A 16,443-nucleotide genomic window follows, 5' to 3' on the forward strand; every position below is an offset into this window, starting at 1 on the left:
CTATCAAAATTCGCGACGTGCGGTGATTGAAAGCGTCTGTTTTTCAAAGGTGGATGTGCTGAGGTTGGACACGTTTTGCAGGTAGGCCCATTGCGAGGTCACGCGCCAAGCCTTGGCTGGCACCCAGATGGTTCCCAAGGTCAGCCCCCATTGCTGGTCGTGGCGCACGCTGCCAAAGAAAGGGTCCGGCCCGTTGTAGCCGCGGTCTTCCAGGCTCACGGTGGCAAAGCCAGCCAATGCTGCTGAAAACGGTTGCTGCAGGCCCGCGCGTGCACCGATGAACTGTTGCCCCAAATGGCCTACCCCCGGTTCCATGGTGATTTCTTGTCCGATGTAGCCGCTGCCGTAGGCGGACAGTCCGCTTTTGAACTGTTGTCCGTAAGACGCACCCACGGTGTAGCGGTCCACATTGCGGGTTTGCTGCGGGTAGCGGAGCTGGCCCAGTTGTGCATAGGCATTGAACTGGCGAAACCCATCAAAGCGATGTGTCCACTCGCCAGTGATGCTCCAACTGCTGCGGGCCGATACGCTCGCAATGGTGCTGTTGCCCAATTGCAGGGCCACGGTGTATTCATTGCGGTCTACCAGGTAGGCGGCACCTGCACTGGCGTCGATCTGGGTGTTGTCATAGGCCAATGCATTTGGCTCGTGCGCGCGAAAACTCGCGTTCAGGCTACCGATTGCAGACCAGCGCGGCGCAATGGCGGTGCGCCCGGAGATGCCCAGCCCCATGCCACCAAACTGGCTGGACACCGGTTTCAGGCCAAAGGTCTTGCTATCCGGGGCGCTATTGACATTGTTGTCGAACCCCGCTGTGGCTTCAAGGTAGCCCCGGGTCGTGGTCTTGGCTTCCGCCTCGATACGCTCGATGGTTTGGAGCAACTGGTCGATGGTGCGGGCTGCCTCGGTGGGAATGCCTTGCTCCTTGGCTTGGCCCAGCATGGTTTTGGCACCCGCGTTGTCGCCCACGGCATACAACGCATGTCCGAGCTCGGCCCGCGCCCGGGCGTTGTTGGGGGTAACCATCAAGACCCGTTCCAGCGCAAAGATGGCGCGCGTGTAATGCCCTGCCTGGTTGGCGGCAATGCCCAATACCAAATCGAAATCGGGATCGCCGGAGCGCTGCATTTCCTGGGGCTCCAGCATCTCAAAGGCCTTTTGCGCCGCACCTGATTCGGCCAACGACAAGGCCTGCTTCAGCGTATCGTCCCATTCAGCATGGGCTGTGCCGACGAGCAATGCGCTGCCAAGAGCCAGACAGGAAAGAAAACGTAAACGCATGGAAAGGGCTTTCTGGCGAAATGGAGAGGCCTAAGCACACAGGCATGAAGCGAATTTTATGCCATGCACTATTGCAATAAAAGCACAATTTCCCCTAGGTAGGCAGTGGTCTGGCCTGGGTGTGCATTGCCCCAGTCTGGTGAATTCCCTTTGCCGCGCACCCCATAAGGTGGCACAATTCGCTCTGCAATGAAGGCCCTTCCCATGCCACAGTCGCATCCGCCAATCGGTTCAGCCGTGTCGCGGAAGGTTAATTAACTAGCTTTAACCAGCTAATGTTCCCTGAAGGGGAACGGAGGTCAGCGAAATATGAGTGATTCAAGCTCCAATGGTGCGAGCACGGCTTCGTCCGTGTACCAAACCTACCAAAACAACACCTACCTGTTCGGTGGCAATGCTCCGTATGTCGAAGAGATGTACGAGAACTACTTGGCCAACCCCGGCAGCGTTCCCGACACCTGGCGCGATTACTTTGACGCGTTGCAAAACGTTCCCGCAGCCGATGGCACTACATCCAAAGACGTAGCTCATATGCCCGTGATCAACGCCTTCGTTGATCTGGCCAAAAAAGGCGTAAAGCATGTGGTAATGGCCACGGGTGCAGACTCCGAGATGGGGCGCAAGCGCACCGCTGTGCAGCAGTTGATTGCCGCCTACCGCAACGTGGGCGCCCGATGGGCTGACCTCGATCCGCTCAAGCGTACCGAGCGCGACAAAATCCCAGAGCTAGAGCCGACGTTCTACGGCTTCAACGACGCAGACCAGGAAACGGTCTTCAACATTAGCAACACCTTCTTCGGCAAAGAATCCATGAGCTTGCGTGAGCTCATGAACGCATTGCGCGAAACCTACTGCGGCACCATTGGCGTGGAGTACATGTACACCACCGACCAGAACCAGAAACGCTGGTGGCAGCAAAAACTGGAAGCCAGCCGCAGCAAGCCCCAGTTCAATGCCGAAAAGAAAAAACACATTCTGGAGCGCCTGACCGCGGCCGAAGGCCTGGAGCGTTTTCTTCACACCAAATATGTCGGCCAGAAGCGTTTCTCCCTCGAAGGGGGCGAGAGCTTCATTGCTGCCATGGACGAGCTGATCCAGCAAGCCGGTGCCAAGGGAGTGCAGGAAATCGTGATCGGCATGGCCCACCGCGGCCGCCTGAACGTGCTGGTGAACACCCTGGGCAAGATGCCTGCGGACCTGTTCGCCGAGTTCGACCACACTGCGCCCGAAGAACTGCCTGCTGGTGACGTGAAGTACCACCAGGGCTTCAGCTCCGACGTGTCCACTCCTGGCGGTCCGGTGCACCTCTCGTTGGCGTTCAACCCATCCCATCTGGAGATCGTGAACCCCGTGGTGGAAGGCTCGGTGCGTGCGCGTATGGATCGCCGTGGTGACCCCCGAGGCATGCAGGTGCTGCCCGTGCTGGTGCACGGTGATGCTGCGTTCGGCGGCCAGGGCGTGAACCAGGAAACCCTTGCACTGGCCCAGACCCGTGGTTACACCACTGGTGGCACGGTCCACCTGATCATCAACAACCAGATCGGTTTCACCACCTCGGACCCGCGCGATATGCGCTCCAGCGCTTTCTGCACGGATATCGTGAAGATGGTCGAGTCTCCCGTGTTGCACGTGAACGGAGATGATCCTGAAGCCGTGGTGTTGGCCACTCAGTTGGCGCTGGAATTCCGTATGGAGTTCGGCCAGGACGTGGTGTTGGACATCACTTGCTTCCGCAAGCTCGGCCACAACGAGCAAGACACACCGTCGCTGACCCAGCCGCTGATGTACAAAAAGGTCGGCACCCATCCGGGTACCCGCAAGCTGTACGCCGACAAGCTGGCTGCCCAAGGTTTGGGTGCGGAGTTGGGCGATGCCATGGTCAAGGAGTACCGCGCCGCCATGGACGCTGGCAAGCACACGGTGGACCCGGTATTGACCAACTTCAAGAGCAAGTACTCGGTGGACTGGTCGCCCTTCCTGGGCAAAAAATGGACCGATGCGGGTGACACCGCCATCCCCCTAACTGAGTGGAAGCGCCTGTCTGAAAAGCTGACCACCATTCCCGCCGGAGTGACACCGCACCAGCTGGTGAAGAAGGTGTATGACGACCGTGCCGCCATGGGGCGCGGTGAAGTGAATGTGGATTGGGGCATGGGCGAGCACATGGCGTTTGCCTCTTTGGTGGCCAGCGGTTACCCCGTGCGTTTGTCGGGCGAAGACAGCGGACGTGGCACCTTTACCCACCGCCACGCTGTGATTCACGACCAGAACCGCGAGAAGTGGGATGCAGGCACCTATGTGCCTTTGCAAAACGTGGCCGACAACCAAGCCCCGTTTGTCGTCATTGACTCCATCCTGTCCGAAGAAGCGGTGTTGGGCTTTGAATACGGTTATGCGTCCAACGACCCCAACACGCTGGTGATCTGGGAAGCCCAGTTCGGCGACTTTGCCAACGGTGCCCAGGTGGTGATCGACCAGTTCATCGCCTCCGGCGAAGTGAAGTGGGGCCGTGTGAACGGCATCACGCTGATGCTGCCACACGGCTACGAAGGCCAAGGCCCCGAGCACAGCTCGGCACGCCTGGAGCGCTTCATGCAGTTGGCGGCCGACACCAACATGCAGATCGTCCAGCCCACCACGGCCAGCCAGATCTTCCACGTGCTGCGTCGCCAGATGGTGCGCAACCTGCGCAAGCCTCTGATCATCATGACGCCCAAGAGCCTGCTGCGCAACAAGGACGCCACCTCGCCGTTGACCGAGTTCACCAAGGGTGCTTTCCAGACCGTGATCCCCGAGAGCAAAGAGCTCAAGGGCGACAAGGTCAAGCGCGTGATCGCCTGCTCCGGCAAGGTGTATTACGACCTGGTGAAGAAGCGCGAAGAGAAGGGCTACGACGACGTGGCCATCATCCGCGTGGAGCAGCTGTATCCCTTCCCGCACAAGGTGTTTGCGGCCGAGCTGAAGAAGTACCCCAACGCCACCGACGTTGTGTGGTGCCAGGACGAGCCACAGAACCAGGGCGCCTGGTTCTTCGTGCAGCACTACATCCACGAAAACATGCTCGAAGGCCAGAAGCTGGGCTACTCCGGACGCGCCGCGTCTGCGTCGCCTGCGGTGGGCTATTCCCACCTCCACCAAGAGCAACAAAAAGCGCTGGTGGAAGGCGCATTCGCCAAGCTCAAGGGCTTTGTGCTGACAAAGTAAGCCGTCAGCAGCCCCCTCACTCGAACACATACGGAAAGAATTGATATGGCAATCGTAGAAGTCAAAGTACCGCAGCTCTCTGAATCTGTGGCCGAAGCCACCATGCTGGCATGGAAGAAAAAAGTGGGTGATGCCGTCACCGCGGACGAAATCCTGATCGACATCGAAACCGACAAGGTGGTGCTGGAAGTACCTGCACCGTCCTCTGGCGTGATCGTCGAAATTTTGGTGGCCGATGGAGGCACCGTGGTGGCCGAACAGCTGATCGCCCGCATCGACACGGCCGCTGTGGCTGGCGCCGCGGCTCCAGCAGCAGCAGCCCCAGTGGCGGCTTCTCCAGCCGCTGCACCTGCAGCTGCTGGCGCACCTGCCAGCAACTCCAAGGCCGGTGTGGCCATGCCTGCTGCGGCCAAGCTGTTGGCCGACAATGGCATCGCTGCTTCCAGCGTGGACGGCACGGGCAAAGACGGCCGCATCACCAAGGGTGATGTGTTAGCCGCTGCGGCTGCTCCTAAAGTTGTAGCTGCTGCCACAATTCCCACGGGGGTTCGCACCGCTTCTTTGCCCCAAGTGGCATCTCCCAGCGTGAACCAGGGTGACCGCCCTGAGCAGCGTGTGCCCATGAGCCGTCTGCGCGCCCGCGTGGCCGAGCGCCTGCTGCAATCGCAAAGCAGCAACGCCATCCTGACCACCTTCAACGAAATCAACATGGCCCCGGTCATGGAGATGCGCAAGCGCATGCAAGAGCGCTTTGAGAAGGAACACGGCGTGAAGCTGGGCTTCATGAGCTTCTTCGTCAAGGCGGCTGTGCACGCACTGAAGAAGTTCCCGGTGCTGAACGCGTCGGTGGACGGCAACGACATCGTCTACCACGGCTACTTTGACATTGGTATCGCAGTCGGTTCGCCCCGTGGTTTGGTGGTGCCCATTTTGCGCAACGCCGACCAGATGAGCTTTGCCGACATCGAGAAGAAGATCGCCGAGTACGGCCAAAAGGCCAAGGACGGCAAGCTGGGCATTGAAGACATGACCGGTGGCACCTTCTCCATCTCCAACGGTGGCACCTTCGGCTCCATGATGTCCACCCCCATCATCAACCCGCCTCAGTCTGCCATCCTGGGCGTGCACGCCACCAAGGATCGCGCCATGGTGGAAAACGGTGTCGTGGTGGTTCGCCCCATGAACTACTTCGCCATGTCCTACGACCACCGCATCATCGATGGCCGCGAAGCCGTGCTGGGCCTGGTGGCCATGAAGGAAGCGCTGGAAGATCCCGCACGTCTGTTGTTCGACATCTAAGCGCTGCGTGCATCAAGTTCATAGTGACCATGAGTTATTTGGGCTTGATGCACCTTTTCTTACTTCCCGATCTGGTCATTTAAACCATGCCGCATTTGACAATTGAAATCAGTGCCAATCTGGAGTCGCATGTGGCTTCGGCTGACTTACTGGGCGGTGCACATCAGGCGCTATTGCTGTCTGGTGTCTTTGATGGACCGGACGTCAAGAGCCGTGTGGTGCAGCGCAATCAGTTTCGCATTGGAGCAGGTGGTGTTTCGGAAGGCTTTGTGCATGCCTCTCTGGAATTGTTGACTGGTCGGACTGAGGTTGTCCGGCAGCAACTATCTCAAGCCGTGGTCGCTGCATTGATGGCCGGCTTGCCGCGCGGAATGGGGTTTCCTGTGCAAATCAGCTGTGATGTCCGCGAGATGAGTCGCGAGAGCTACTCCAAAGCAATTTACATTGAATGAAGAGAAATTTATGAGCAAACAATTTGACGTGATCGTCATTGGCGGTGGCCCCGGTGGCTACATCGCCGCCATCCGCGCCGCCCAGCTGGGCTTCAACGTGGCTTGTATCGACGAATGGAAGAACGACAAGGGCGGTCCTGCGCCCGGCGGTACCTGCACCAACGTGGGTTGCATTCCTTCCAAGGCCTTGCTGCAGTCGTCTGAGCACTTCAACCACGCCAACCACCACTTTGCCGAGCACGGCATCACGGCCACCGGCGTGAGCATGGATGTGGCCAAGATGCTGGCGCGCAAGAACACCGTGGTGAAGCAGAACAACGACGGCATTCTGTACCTGTTCAAGAAGAACAAGATTGCGTTCTTCCATGGCCGTGGTTCCTTCGTCAAGGCTGCTGAAGGCGGCTATGAAATCAAGGTGGCTGGTGCTGCGGAAGAAGTGATTACCGGCAAGCAGGTCATCATCGCCACCGGCTCCAACGCCCGTGCCTTGCCAGGTACACCGTTCGATGAAGTCAACGTGCTGTCCAACGACGGCGCGCTGAACATCGGCGCGGTGCCCAAGAAACTGGGCCTGATTGGTTCCGGCGTCATTGGCCTGGAAATGGGCTCGGTGTGGAAGCGTCTGGGTGCTGAAGTCACCATCCTCGAAGGCCTGCCCACATTCCTGGGTGCGGTGGACGAGGGCGTGGCCAAGGAAGCTTTCAAGGCCTTCACCAAGCAGGGCCTGAAGATCGAGCTAGGCGTGAAGGTCGGCGAGATCAAGAATGGCAAGAAGGGTGTTTCCGTTGCCTACACCAACGCCAAGGGCGAAGCCCAGACGCTTGACGTGGACAAGCTCATCATCTCCATCGGCCGTGTGCCCAACACCATCGGGCTGAACCCCGAAGCGGTGGGTCTGACGTTGGACGAGCGCGGTGCCATCGTGGTGGACGGCGACTGCAAGACCAACCTGCCCGGCGTATGGGCGGTGGGCGACGTGGTGCGCGGCCCCATGCTGGCGCACAAGGCGGAAGAAGAGGGCGTTGCCGTGGCTGAGCGCATTGCTGGCCAGCACGGACACGTCAACTTCAACACCGTGCCCTGGGTCATCTACACCAGCCCCGAGATTGCTTGGGTGGGCCGTACCGAGCAGCAGCTCAAAGCCGATGGCGTGGCCTACAAGGCGGGTCAGTTCCCCTTCCTGGCGAACGGTCGCGCACGCGCGCTGGGCGATACCACCGGTTTCGTCAAGTTTCTGGCCGATGCCACGACTGACGAAATCCTGGGCGTGCACATCGTGGGTCCGCAGGCCTCCGAACTGATTTCCGAGGCTGTCGTGGCCATGGAATTCAAGGCCAGTGCCGAGGACATCGCGCGCATTTGCCACGCCCACCCCTCCTTGAGTGAAGCCACCAAGGAAGCGGCGCTGGCGGTGGACAAGCGCACCCTGAACTTCTGATTTAGGAATGAAATAGGCTGCTAGCCCCCGTGGACAGTGCGCTAGCAGCTATTGTTTTCATAGTGAATCGGAGTTCGTCTTGAGCGTCAAAGCAACCTACGAAGCCGAGCTGGCCGCGCGCGGCTACACAGCCGACCCGGCCCAGTTGCGCGCCGTCGAGGCGTTGGAGCGCTGCGCCACCGAGTGGGCGCAATACAAAGAAAAGCGCTCCAACGCGCTCAAGAAGCTGATCAACCGCCCCGAGATTCCGCGTGGCGTGTATATGTATGGCGGTGTGGGACGGGGCAAGAGCTTTCTGATGGATTGCTTCTTCAACGCTGTGCCACTCAGGCGCAAAACGCGCCTGCACTTCCACGAGTTCATGCGTGAGGTGCACCGTGAGCTGATCGATCTGCAGGGCACGGTGAACCCGCTGGACGAGCTGGGTAAGCGCATGGCCAAGCGCTACCGCCTGATCTGCTTTGACGAGTTCCACGTGGCAGACATCACTGACGCGATGATCCTGCACCGCCTGCTGACGGCGCTGTTTGACAACGGCGTGGGCTTTGTCACCACCTCCAACTTCAAGCCCAATGACCTGTACCCCGGTGGCTTGCACCGCGACCGCATCTTGCCGGCAATCGCCTTGCTTAATGCGAAGCTGGAAGTGCTGAGCGTGGACAACGGCACCGATTACCGGCGCCGTACGCTGGAGGATGCTCAGCTCTATCACACGCCCAACGGCCCCGAGGCCGATACGGCCATGACCGCCACCTTCAACGCATTGGCGGAGCAGCACGACGAAGACCCGGTACTGCACATCGAGTCACGCGAGATCCATGCCCGGCGCATGGCGGGTGGCGCTGTCTGGTTTGATTTCAAAACCCTGTGCGGTGGCCCCCGCTCACAAAATGACTACCTGGAAATCGCCTCGCGCTTTCACACAGTGTTCTTGAGCGATGTGCCCCATATGCCAGTGCGCATGGCGTCGGAGGCGCGGCGCTTCACTTGGCTGGTGGATGTGTTGTACGACCGGCGCGTCAAACTCATCATGTCGGCCGCTGTGGCGCCCGAGGCGCTGTACACCGAAGGGCCCATGTCACACGAGTTCCCACGCACGGTCTCGCGTCTCACGGAGATGCAGTCCAAAGAGTTTTTATTGCTCGAGCGACGCGTTGTGGACACAGGGCTGACATGAAAAAGGCAGCTGTTGTTTGGTTGCTGTGTTGGTTGGCATCTGGCTCGGCGCTGGCCCAGGATGACATTGAAGCGCAGCGCCAGTCCATTGCCGCGGCACGTGCCCAGGCGCAGACCGAGTTTGCCGCGCAAGAGGCTGTGTGCGCCAAGCGCTTTGCTGTCACCGCTTGCATAGAAGACGTGTCTGCGCGCCGCCGCGCCAGCAACAAAGCGCTGGCACGCCAAGAGGCGGTGTTGAACAATGCCGAGCGCACACAGCGTGCCGTCGAGCAGCGGCAGCGTCTGGACGACAAAGCGCGGGAACGCTTGGCCCGTGATGCTGAGACACAAGGCAATGGGGATGTGGAGCAGGACAAACTGCAGCAGCAGCGGGACAAGCAGGCCCAACACCAAGCGCAGGCCGGGCAGGTTAGCAACCGCTCAGCTGCAGCTCCCAAACCTAGCCTGGCTGCCAGTGCGCAGACGGCAAACCAACTGGCTTTTGCGGACAAACAAAAAGCGGCCCAAGAACGCAAGGCCGCCCGCGAGAAGCGGCTGCGTGAAAGCACCAAACCCCAACAGTCCCTGCCTACGCCACCCTGATGGTGGCTTGAACCTAGCCCTGCAGGGTCTCGACCTTCACCACCACAAGGGAGAGGTTGTCTCCGCCACCGTGGCCGCGTGAGCGGGCTTTTTCAATCAGAAATTCAGTGGCCTCGCGCGCCGACAGGGTGGACAGCACCGACCCAAGCTCCCCGTTGTTGAAGTAGTGCCACACGCCGTCGCTGCAGGCCATCAGCACGTCGCCCGCCCGCAGCTTGGGAATGAAGTGAAAGTCCACCGGAGGGTCGCTGTCCGTGCCCAGGCAGCCCATCAGAATGTTGGACTGTGGATGCACTGCCGCCTGCTCTTCGGTGATTTCGCCGCGGTTCACCAGCGCCTGCACGTAGGAATGGTCCATGGTGCGCTTCACAAAGCGGTTGCCGTGGTACTGGTACACGCGCGAGTCCCCGGTGTGGGCCCAGTGGCAGTCGCCACCCGGGTTGATCAGAAATGCTGCCAGCGTGCTGTGCGGTTCTTCTTCAGAAGAAATGGCGGTGAGTTTGATGACGATGTGCGCTTCTTGCACGATTTGCATCAGCGTGGCCGCGGCGTCATCGGTATCGGGGTCGTAGCGCTCAAACAGTTGTTTGGCGGTCATCATCACCTGATCGGAAGCTTTGCGTCCGCCGCTGCGCCCACCCATGCCGTCCGCCACGATGGCCAGCAGACAGCCATTGCTGCGGCCATGCTTGAACAAAGCGACCTGGTCCTGCTGGTAATCCCGGTCACCTTTGTGAATGCCGGTGGAGGCAGTAAGACGGTATCCAGTGGCCATGGTGGGTTCTATCCAGCAATGCTTTTCCGAGAATGAAGAATCTGGCCGTATTATCGAGCGGAGTCGCCAGCAACCGGCGCCATTTAACCACGTACTTATCCCCATTTACCATTGGAAACCAATCTCCACTCCCCGCAGCGACGCCTGATCGAGCTGCGCATCGAACATGGCGATTTGGATGCCCTGATTGACATCGCGTTGCTGGATGCGCCAAAGGATGAGCTGATGATGCGTCGCCTGAAGAAAAGGCGCTTGGCGTTGCGCGATGAGATCACCCGTTTGCAGGACGCTTTGCAGCCTGACGAACCGGCCTGAGGCATGGGCCTGTCTGATGTGGTGGTCGAGGCGTTTGCGGTAGATGGTTCCATCGCCCGCGCGGTGCAGGAATTTTCTCCGCGTGCTGGCCAGCTGGAAATGGCCCAAGCTGTAGCTCGGACGTTGGAATCCGGAGGGGTGCTGGTGGTGGAGGCTGGCACCGGCATTGGCAAGACCTACGCCTACCTCGCGCCAGCGCTGCTGAGTGGTTCGCGTGTGCTGGTGTCCACCGCGACCAAGGCCCTGCAAGACCAGCTTTTCGGCCGGGACATTCCCAAGCTGCTGGCGGCCCTTGGTGTCGGAGCTCGGGTGGCGCTGCTCAAGGGGCGCGCCAGCTACCTGTGCTTGCATCGACTGGGTGTCGCGCGCTACGGCAGCACGCTGCAGACGCCCGATGACCTGTGTGCCATCGCTGCAGTGGAGTTTTGGGCCCTCAGCACTCGAACAGGTGACCTGGCCGAGTTGGCCTCTGTGGATGAACAGTCGCCCGTGATTCCGCTGGTCACCTCCACCCGTGAAAACTGCCAGGGTGGACGTTGTCCGCAATACCAGGGTTGCCATGTGTACCAGGCGCGGCGTGAGGCGATGGCCGCCGACATGGTGGTCATCAATCACCATTTGTTTTTTGCCGACTGGAACGTCAAGGAATCGGGCGTCGCAGAGTTGTTGCCTTCTGTCGACGCGGTCATCTTTGACGAAGCCCATCAACTCAATGAAATCGGTGTCCAGTTTTTGGGCCAACAGCTCACCACGGGGCAACTGCTGTCGCTGGGGCGTGATGTGGTGGTGTTGGGCAACCAGTATGCCCGCGGACTGGCCGACTGGCAGGGGCTGGTGGGGTATCTGGAGCACACGTTGGCTGAGTGGCAGCTGCTGTGCGGCGGTCGGGCTGACATACCCACCCGCTTGCGCTGGGTGGGAGATACCCCAGCTGGGATCGAGCCCCAGGCCTGGTCGCAGGCCATGGCACGGGTTGCCGCAGTGTTGAGGCGCGTATTGCAAGCGCTTGATCTCGTTGCTGAAATGTCACCGGACTTGGGCGCTTTGCGCGAGCGCACACAGGCGTTGCTTATGCGGTTGGATGATTTTGCGGCTCCGCCTCGGGCCGGCAATGTGCGCTGGCTGGAAGCTGGGTTGCGGCTGCGCCTGGTTGAGTCTCCCCTGCAAATTGCCGATGCGCTCCGTTCCAAAGTCGCGGGGGATGGGAGCATGGAGGAAGGGCGCAAGTCCTGGGTCTTTACGTCCGCCACCTTGGGCCATGAAGCCGGATTGCAGTGGTTTTTGGCGTCCACGGGCTTGGAGGGCGCCCAAGTCTTGCAAGTGGCCAGCCCCTTCAATTATTTGGAGCAGGCCGCACTGTATGTGCCGAATGTTTTCCCCAAACCGTCCGAGCCCCAGCACAGCGATCAGGTAGCCGATTTGGTGGCGCAGGCAGCCATCATATTGGGCGGGCGGACCCTGGTGCTCACCACTACCTTGCGTGCCATGCGCCGCATTGGCCAGCGTTTGCGGGAGCGATTGGCGGCCTCTAGTCCGATTCAGGTGCTGGTGCAGGGCGACGGCTCCAAACGTGAGCTGATTGACCGCTTTGCCAGCGCGTCCGATGCGGCGGGGTGTGTGCTTGTAGCGTCCGCTTCCTTTTGGGAGGGGGTGGACGTACCGGGCGCGGCACTGCAACTGGTGGTGATAGACAAAATCCCTTTCGCGCCTCCCGACGATCCCTTGGTCGAGGCCCGTTGTCAGGCATTGGAAGAGGAGGGGCAGAGTGCCTTTGCCCACTACCAGCTACCCCAGGCTGCCGTGGCCTTAAAGCAGGGGGTGGGGCGGCTGATCCGCCGTGAAACGGATCGCGGTGTGCTGGTGTTGTGCGACGTGCGGCTCAGCCAGATGGGGTATGGCCGCAAGTTGCTTGCAAGCCTGCCGCCCATGCGCAGGCTTGACTCTGCAGAGGCCTTTCAGCAGGCCCTGCACGACCTTACCAAATCTTCCACCACGGATCCGTATTAGGCTTGCCGCCCTTGAGCAGGTAGTCCGACTGAGGGAATGTTTTTTCCATGACCCGTTTGGTGTCGTCGCGCAGCTGCTCCATGCCCAGTGCGTCGTAGGACTTGTAGAGAATGAACAAGGCTTCTTCCACTGCGGGCACGTCGCGGTAGTCTGTTACGGCGATTTGCGCCCGGTTGATGGCGGCCAAATAGGCCCCGCGTTTGTAGTAGTAACGTGCCACATACACCTCGTACTGTGCGAGCGAGCCGACGATGTAGTTCATGCGCTGGCGTGCATCCGGGGTGTACTTGGAGTCGGGGAACCGGGTCACCAGTTCCTTGAACGCTTCGTACGATTCTTTGGCGGCCTTCTGGTCGCGCTCGGCCAAATCTTGGCGGGTTATGGAAGACAGAACGCCGAGATCGTCATTGAAATTGATGATCCCCTTGAGGTAGATGGCGTAGTCCAGTGCTGGGCTAGCGGGGTTGAGCTTGATGAAACGGTCCAGCGTGGACAGGGCTTGCGCGGGTTCAGCAGATTTGTAATATGCGTAAGCCTTGTCCACCTGCGCTTGCTGCGCCAGCGGGGTGCCGGCGGCACGGGCTTCGAGCTTCTCGAGCAGAGGTATGGCTTTGTCCCACTGCGAAGAGTTCATTTCGTCTTTGGCCTCCGCGTACAGGCGGTTGGGACTCATGCCTGCAGTTTTGTCCACCGGCGTGCTGGAGCAGCCCACCAACAGCAATGTGAAGGCCGTCAACAGCGGGGCACAAACGACCGATAATTTCACACGTAGCATCTTGGGGACCTTCTTGAATCAGACCGCCGGAATTATATCGACGCCCTCTCTGGAGCCGGACTTGGATGAGGTGGCGGAGCCGGTTGCAGAATCCGAGACACGCAGTGTGGTGATCGACACCCCCCAACATGGGGAGCGATTGGACCGCGCGCTGGCTTTGGCGGCCAATGAATTTTCTCGCAGCTACTTGCAGCAGCTCATCGAAGATGGCTCGGTGCGCCTCAATGCCCAGACGGTGCGCAAGACCTCACAGCGCGTCAAGGCGGGTGACATGGTCGAGGTGGAGCTGCGGCCCACGCCCCAAAGCCAGGCTTTTCGGCCTGAGACCATGGCGCTGGACGTGGTTTTTGAAGACGCGCATTTGCTGGTCATCAACAAGCCAGCGGGCCTGGTGGTTCATCCTGCACCGGGCAATTGGAGCGGAACCCTGCTCAATGGGCTGCTGGCCCGAGACCCTGCTTGCGCCTCGGTACCTCGGGCTGGCATCGTGCACCGTTTGGACAAGGACACTAGTGGCCTGATGGTGGTGGCCCGCACGCGCGTGGCCATGGATGCACTGGTCAAGGCGATTGCTGCAAGGGAGGTGAGCCGCCAGTATGTGGCCTTGGCGCACCGTGCCTGGGTGGGGGCCACGCGGCAAACGGTGGACAAGCCTATTGGCCGAGATCCCCGCAATCGCCTGCGTATGGCGGTGGTCGACCTGGCCCAAACGTCTGGCAAAACGGCGAAAACAGACATCGTGTGGGTTGCCAACGGGGGCGAGGGCTGCTGGGTGCGTTGTATTCTCCATACGGGGAGAACCCATCAGATACGCGTACACATGGCGTCCTTAGGGCACCCGTTGGTTGCCGATACTCTGTACGGCGGCAGCGCTGCCGGCGCATTGGCGCGGCAGGCCTTACATGCTTACAAGCTGGCATTTGCACACCCGGTGTCCGGCGAGCCTTTGGCGTTTGAGTCCCAACCACCCGCAGACTTCTTGCAAATGTTGGGCGACTGGGGGCTGCGATACAATGCGCTTGCAGGTCCGGGAGGACACTGAAAGCCCCGGTAAGTCGCTCCCGGGCTGGCACTGCGGCGAAGTACGCCGCTGAAGTTGCCCTTGACGGCCCCACCGCAGCCGCTCATTTGTGTTGGTGACATATTCGAAATACCCTGACTATGAACATGGTCGATGCAAAGCGGGTTCTGGAAACCGCATTGGTGTGCGCTCAACAACCTTTGCCGCTCAAAAGCATGCGAGAGTTGTTTGGGGATGCCATTGGCGTGGATTCGATCAAGCAGCTTTTGGAAGATCTGAAGAACGACTGGGCTGAGCGGGGCGTGGAGTTGGTGAACGTTGCCACGGGATGGCGCTTCCAGAGTCGGCCGGAAATGCGCGAGTACTTGGACCGGCTGCATCCAGAAAAGCCACCGCGTTACACGCGGGCAACGTTGGAAACGTTGGCCATCATTGCCTATCGCCAACCGGTAACCCGGGGCGATATGGAAGACATTCGAGGCGTCACGATCAGTTCTTTGTTGATCAAACAACTGGAAGACCGTGGCTGGGTGGAGGTGATTGGGCATCGCGAGGCCGCAGGACGACCAGCTTTGTTCGCGACCACGAAGCAGTTTTTGGATGACTTGGGACTGCAATCGCTGGACCAGCTCCCGCTGCTGGAAAGCCCTACTAGCCCTGGTGACACGTTGGACGTGTTGGCGGCGGCACTGGAAGAGCAGCCGGCAGTGGCGCAAGCGGAGGCGGCAGATTCTGATGCTGATGCGCCGGGGGCGCAGATGAATATGCCTTTGGACACCTTGGGCTCGGAACAAACATGATTGGGTTAGCAGAATGAACGAAGAAACAAACGAACCGACGCTGGAATCTGACCACACGGTGCCCACACCAGCAGAGCAGGCTACCGCGCTGGCCACTTCTGCCACGCGCACCAGCGACGTACCTGCATCCGGACCTGTCAACCGCTTTGACGATGTGATTTCCGGCCAGTTCGATGCGGACGAAGCCATTGAAGACCTGACGGTGCCCAAGCGCGTGCTGGCTCCTTTGGCAGAGACGCCCAAATTGCACAAGGTACTGGCCCAGTCGGGCATGGGTTCCCGTTTAGAAATGGAGCAGCTGATTCTGGAGGGGCGCATCTCGGTCAACAACGAGCCTGCGCACATTGGCCAGCGCATTCAATTTGGTGACAACATCAAGGTGAACGGTAAGCCCATTCGCTTTCGCATTGACCCGCCACCAGCGCGTGTGATCGCGTACCACAAGCCTGTGGGTGAGGTAGTAACCCATGACGATCCCCAAAACCGTCCCACGGTGTTTCGCCGTTTGCCCAAGTTGCACCAAGGCAAGTGGCAGTCGGTGGGGCGCCTCGACTTGAATACCGAGGGGCTGCTGTTGTTTACGAGTTCTGGCGAGTTGGCCAACAACCTGATGCACCCTCGGTTTGGCTTGGAGCGCGAGTACGCGGTGCGTGTGCTGGGCGCCTTGAACAAAGAAGAAAAGCAGGCTCTGCTGAATGGTGTGCAGTTGGACGATGGTTTAGCCCAGTTTGGCTCTATTGAAGATGGTGGTGGTGAGGGTTCGAACTGCTGGTACCGCGTCACGATTTCTGAAGGTCGAAACCGGGAAGTGCGCCGTATGCTGGAAGCAGTTGGGCACGCCGTCAGCCGTTTGATCCGCATCCGCTATGGCGCCATGGTGTTGCCGCGCGGTCTCAAGCGTGGTGCCTGGATGGAATTGGACGATGCAGATATCCGCTCTCTGGTGCAAGCAGCCGGAGGAGGGCGGGCCCCGCGTGAAGAGGGTGTAACCCGCGAGCCATCGAACCGTGGCGGTAACGCCAATGGAGGAGCCCGCCCGCCCAAGCAGCGTGGGCGCAATACTCCGGGCCGCGGCCCAGCCTTTCCAAAGCCTGGCAACCCTGTTGCGGGTAAAAATGCGGGTCGCAGTGGCTTGCGCCAGGACAAACCCGCCGATCGCCAAGGCGCCTCATCCCAACCGGATCCAATGAAGACCGCGTTTGGCTACATCGGTGCCGATAGCTTTTCCCGGCAGCGCCAGGATGCAGGTCGCCCCAAAGGCGGTGGCAATCAGCGTCGTGGTGGGCGAAATCGTTAAACAGCAATGGTAAAATCGCAG

At 60.0% G+C, this 16,443-nt stretch carries 14 protein-coding genes; 11 read left to right on the plus strand and 3 right to left on the minus strand.

Features of this window, described 5'->3' with window-relative positions; all coding sequences use genetic code 11:
• Window positions 1-3: 3 nt before the first annotated feature.
• The gene (locus tag AC1DZ5_RS17105; protein WP_477891216.1) at window positions 4-1,281 is read right to left on the minus strand and encodes a tetratricopeptide repeat protein; all 1,278 of its coding nucleotides are present in this window, start codon (window positions 1,279-1,281) and stop codon (window positions 4-6) included.
• Window positions 1,282-1,590: 309 nt separating this feature from the next.
• Here AC1DZ5_RS17105 and AC1DZ5_RS17110 point away from each other — a divergent pair, with 309 nt between their 5' ends.
• From AC1DZ5_RS17110 to AC1DZ5_RS17135, 6 genes are all read left to right on the plus strand, one after another.
• Window positions 1,591-4,485, plus strand: coding sequence for a 2-oxoglutarate dehydrogenase E1 component (locus tag AC1DZ5_RS17110; protein WP_477891218.1), 2,895 nt, complete (start codon window positions 1,591-1,593; stop codon window positions 4,483-4,485).
• A 45-nt stretch (window positions 4,486-4,530) separates the two neighbouring features.
• Complete coding sequence (odhB, locus tag AC1DZ5_RS17115; RefSeq protein WP_477891220.1) at window positions 4,531-5,784, plus strand: 2-oxoglutarate dehydrogenase complex dihydrolipoyllysine-residue succinyltransferase; 1,254 nt, start codon at window positions 4,531-4,533, stop codon at window positions 5,782-5,784.
• Between the two features lie 95 nt (window positions 5,785-5,879).
• Window positions 5,880-6,236 carry a 5-carboxymethyl-2-hydroxymuconate Delta-isomerase gene (locus AC1DZ5_RS17120; protein ID WP_477891222.1) on the plus strand — a complete coding sequence of 119 codons (357 nt, stop codon included), beginning with the start codon at window positions 5,880-5,882 and terminating at the stop codon, window positions 6,234-6,236.
• Between the two features lie 10 nt (window positions 6,237-6,246).
• Window positions 6,247-7,674: a dihydrolipoyl dehydrogenase gene (lpdA, locus tag AC1DZ5_RS17125; RefSeq protein WP_477891224.1), complete on the plus strand. Its 1,428-nt coding sequence runs from the start codon at window positions 6,247-6,249 to the stop codon at window positions 7,672-7,674.
• Window positions 7,675-7,753: 79 nt separating this feature from the next.
• Complete coding sequence (gene zapE / locus AC1DZ5_RS17130) at window positions 7,754-8,851, plus strand: cell division protein ZapE (RefSeq protein ID WP_477891226.1); 1,098 nt, start codon at window positions 7,754-7,756, stop codon at window positions 8,849-8,851.
• Window positions 8,848-9,432: a hypothetical protein gene (locus AC1DZ5_RS17135; protein WP_477891228.1), complete on the plus strand. Its 585-nt coding sequence runs from the start codon at window positions 8,848-8,850 to the stop codon at window positions 9,430-9,432. Before zapE ends, AC1DZ5_RS17135 begins: the two co-directional genes overlap by 4 nt.
• A 13-nt stretch (window positions 9,433-9,445) precedes the next feature.
• Here the strand turns inward: AC1DZ5_RS17135 and AC1DZ5_RS17140 are convergent, their stop codons facing one another.
• Window positions 9,446-10,207 carry a PP2C family protein-serine/threonine phosphatase gene (locus AC1DZ5_RS17140; protein WP_477891230.1) on the minus strand — a complete coding sequence of 254 codons (762 nt, stop codon included), beginning with the start codon at window positions 10,205-10,207 and terminating at the stop codon, window positions 9,446-9,448.
• Window positions 10,208-10,318: 111 nt separating this feature from the next.
• Here AC1DZ5_RS17140 and AC1DZ5_RS17145 point away from each other — a divergent pair, with 111 nt between their 5' ends.
• Window positions 10,319-10,522, plus strand: coding sequence for a YdcH family protein (locus tag AC1DZ5_RS17145; RefSeq protein ID WP_477891232.1), 204 nt, complete (start codon window positions 10,319-10,321; stop codon window positions 10,520-10,522).
• A 3-nt stretch (window positions 10,523-10,525) separates the two neighbouring features.
• Window positions 10,526-12,529 carry an ATP-dependent DNA helicase gene (locus AC1DZ5_RS17150; RefSeq protein WP_477891234.1) on the plus strand — a complete coding sequence of 668 codons (2,004 nt, stop codon included), beginning with the start codon at window positions 10,526-10,528 and terminating at the stop codon, window positions 12,527-12,529.
• Here the strand turns inward: AC1DZ5_RS17150 and AC1DZ5_RS17155 are convergent.
• Window positions 12,498-13,304 carry an outer membrane protein assembly factor BamD gene (locus AC1DZ5_RS17155; RefSeq protein WP_477891235.1) on the minus strand — a complete coding sequence of 269 codons (807 nt, stop codon included), beginning with the start codon at window positions 13,302-13,304 and terminating at the stop codon, window positions 12,498-12,500. The two genes, AC1DZ5_RS17150 and AC1DZ5_RS17155, sit on opposite strands and share 32 nt — an antisense overlap.
• On the opposite strand from AC1DZ5_RS17155, the gene AC1DZ5_RS17160 reads away from it, so the two are divergent.
• The 3 genes from AC1DZ5_RS17160 to AC1DZ5_RS17170 all read left to right on the plus strand — a co-directional run bounded on the left by AC1DZ5_RS17160 (window position 13,201) and on the right by AC1DZ5_RS17170 (window position 16,422).
• A complete protein-coding gene (locus tag AC1DZ5_RS17160) occupies window positions 13,201-14,346 on the plus strand; it encodes an RluA family pseudouridine synthase (protein ID WP_477891237.1) in 1,146 nt (381 codons plus the stop codon). The two genes, AC1DZ5_RS17155 and AC1DZ5_RS17160, sit on opposite strands and share 104 nt — an antisense overlap.
• 119 nt (window positions 14,347-14,465) lie before the next feature.
• Window positions 14,466-15,125, plus strand: coding sequence for an SMC-Scp complex subunit ScpB (scpB, locus tag AC1DZ5_RS17165; RefSeq protein ID WP_477891239.1), 660 nt, complete (start codon window positions 14,466-14,468; stop codon window positions 15,123-15,125).
• Window positions 15,126-15,138: 13 nt separating this feature from the next.
• Window positions 15,139-16,422, plus strand: coding sequence for a pseudouridine synthase (locus tag AC1DZ5_RS17170; protein WP_477891241.1), 1,284 nt, complete (start codon window positions 15,139-15,141; stop codon window positions 16,420-16,422).
• Window positions 16,423-16,443: the final 21 nt, after the last annotated feature.

This window comes from Rhodoferax sp. P1_F3 (assembly GCF_056405715.1).

Bases quoted from the DNA above. Each gene is read 5' to 3' on its own strand.
- AC1DZ5_RS17170 (WP_477891241.1), top strand. From the start codon at position 15,139: ATGAACGAAGAAACAAACGAACCGACGCTGGAATCTGACCACACGGTG.
- AC1DZ5_RS17135 (WP_477891228.1), top strand. From the start codon at position 8,848: ATGAAAAAGGCAGCTGTTGTTTGGTTGCTGTGTTGGTTGGCATCTGGC.
- lpdA (WP_477891224.1), top strand. From the start codon at position 6,247: ATGAGCAAACAATTTGACGTGATCGTCATTGGCGGTGGCCCCGGTGGC.
- AC1DZ5_RS17110 (WP_477891218.1), top strand. From the start codon at position 1,591: ATGAGTGATTCAAGCTCCAATGGTGCGAGCACGGCTTCGTCCGTGTAC.
- AC1DZ5_RS17160 (WP_477891237.1), top strand. From the start codon at position 13,201: ATGCCTGCAGTTTTGTCCACCGGCGTGCTGGAGCAGCCCACCAACAGC.
- scpB (WP_477891239.1), top strand. From the start codon at position 14,466: ATGAACATGGTCGATGCAAAGCGGGTTCTGGAAACCGCATTGGTGTGC.
- AC1DZ5_RS17155 (WP_477891235.1), bottom strand. From the start codon at position 13,304: ATGCTACGTGTGAAATTATCGGTCGTTTGTGCCCCGCTGTTGACGGCC.
- AC1DZ5_RS17105 (WP_477891216.1), bottom strand. From the start codon at position 1,281: ATGCGTTTACGTTTTCTTTCCTGTCTGGCTCTTGGCAGCGCATTGCTC.
- AC1DZ5_RS17140 (WP_477891230.1), bottom strand. From the start codon at position 10,207: ATGGCCACTGGATACCGTCTTACTGCCTCCACCGGCATTCACAAAGGT.
- odhB (WP_477891220.1), top strand. From the start codon at position 4,531: ATGGCAATCGTAGAAGTCAAAGTACCGCAGCTCTCTGAATCTGTGGCC.
- AC1DZ5_RS17150 (WP_477891234.1), top strand. From the start codon at position 10,526: ATGGGCCTGTCTGATGTGGTGGTCGAGGCGTTTGCGGTAGATGGTTCC.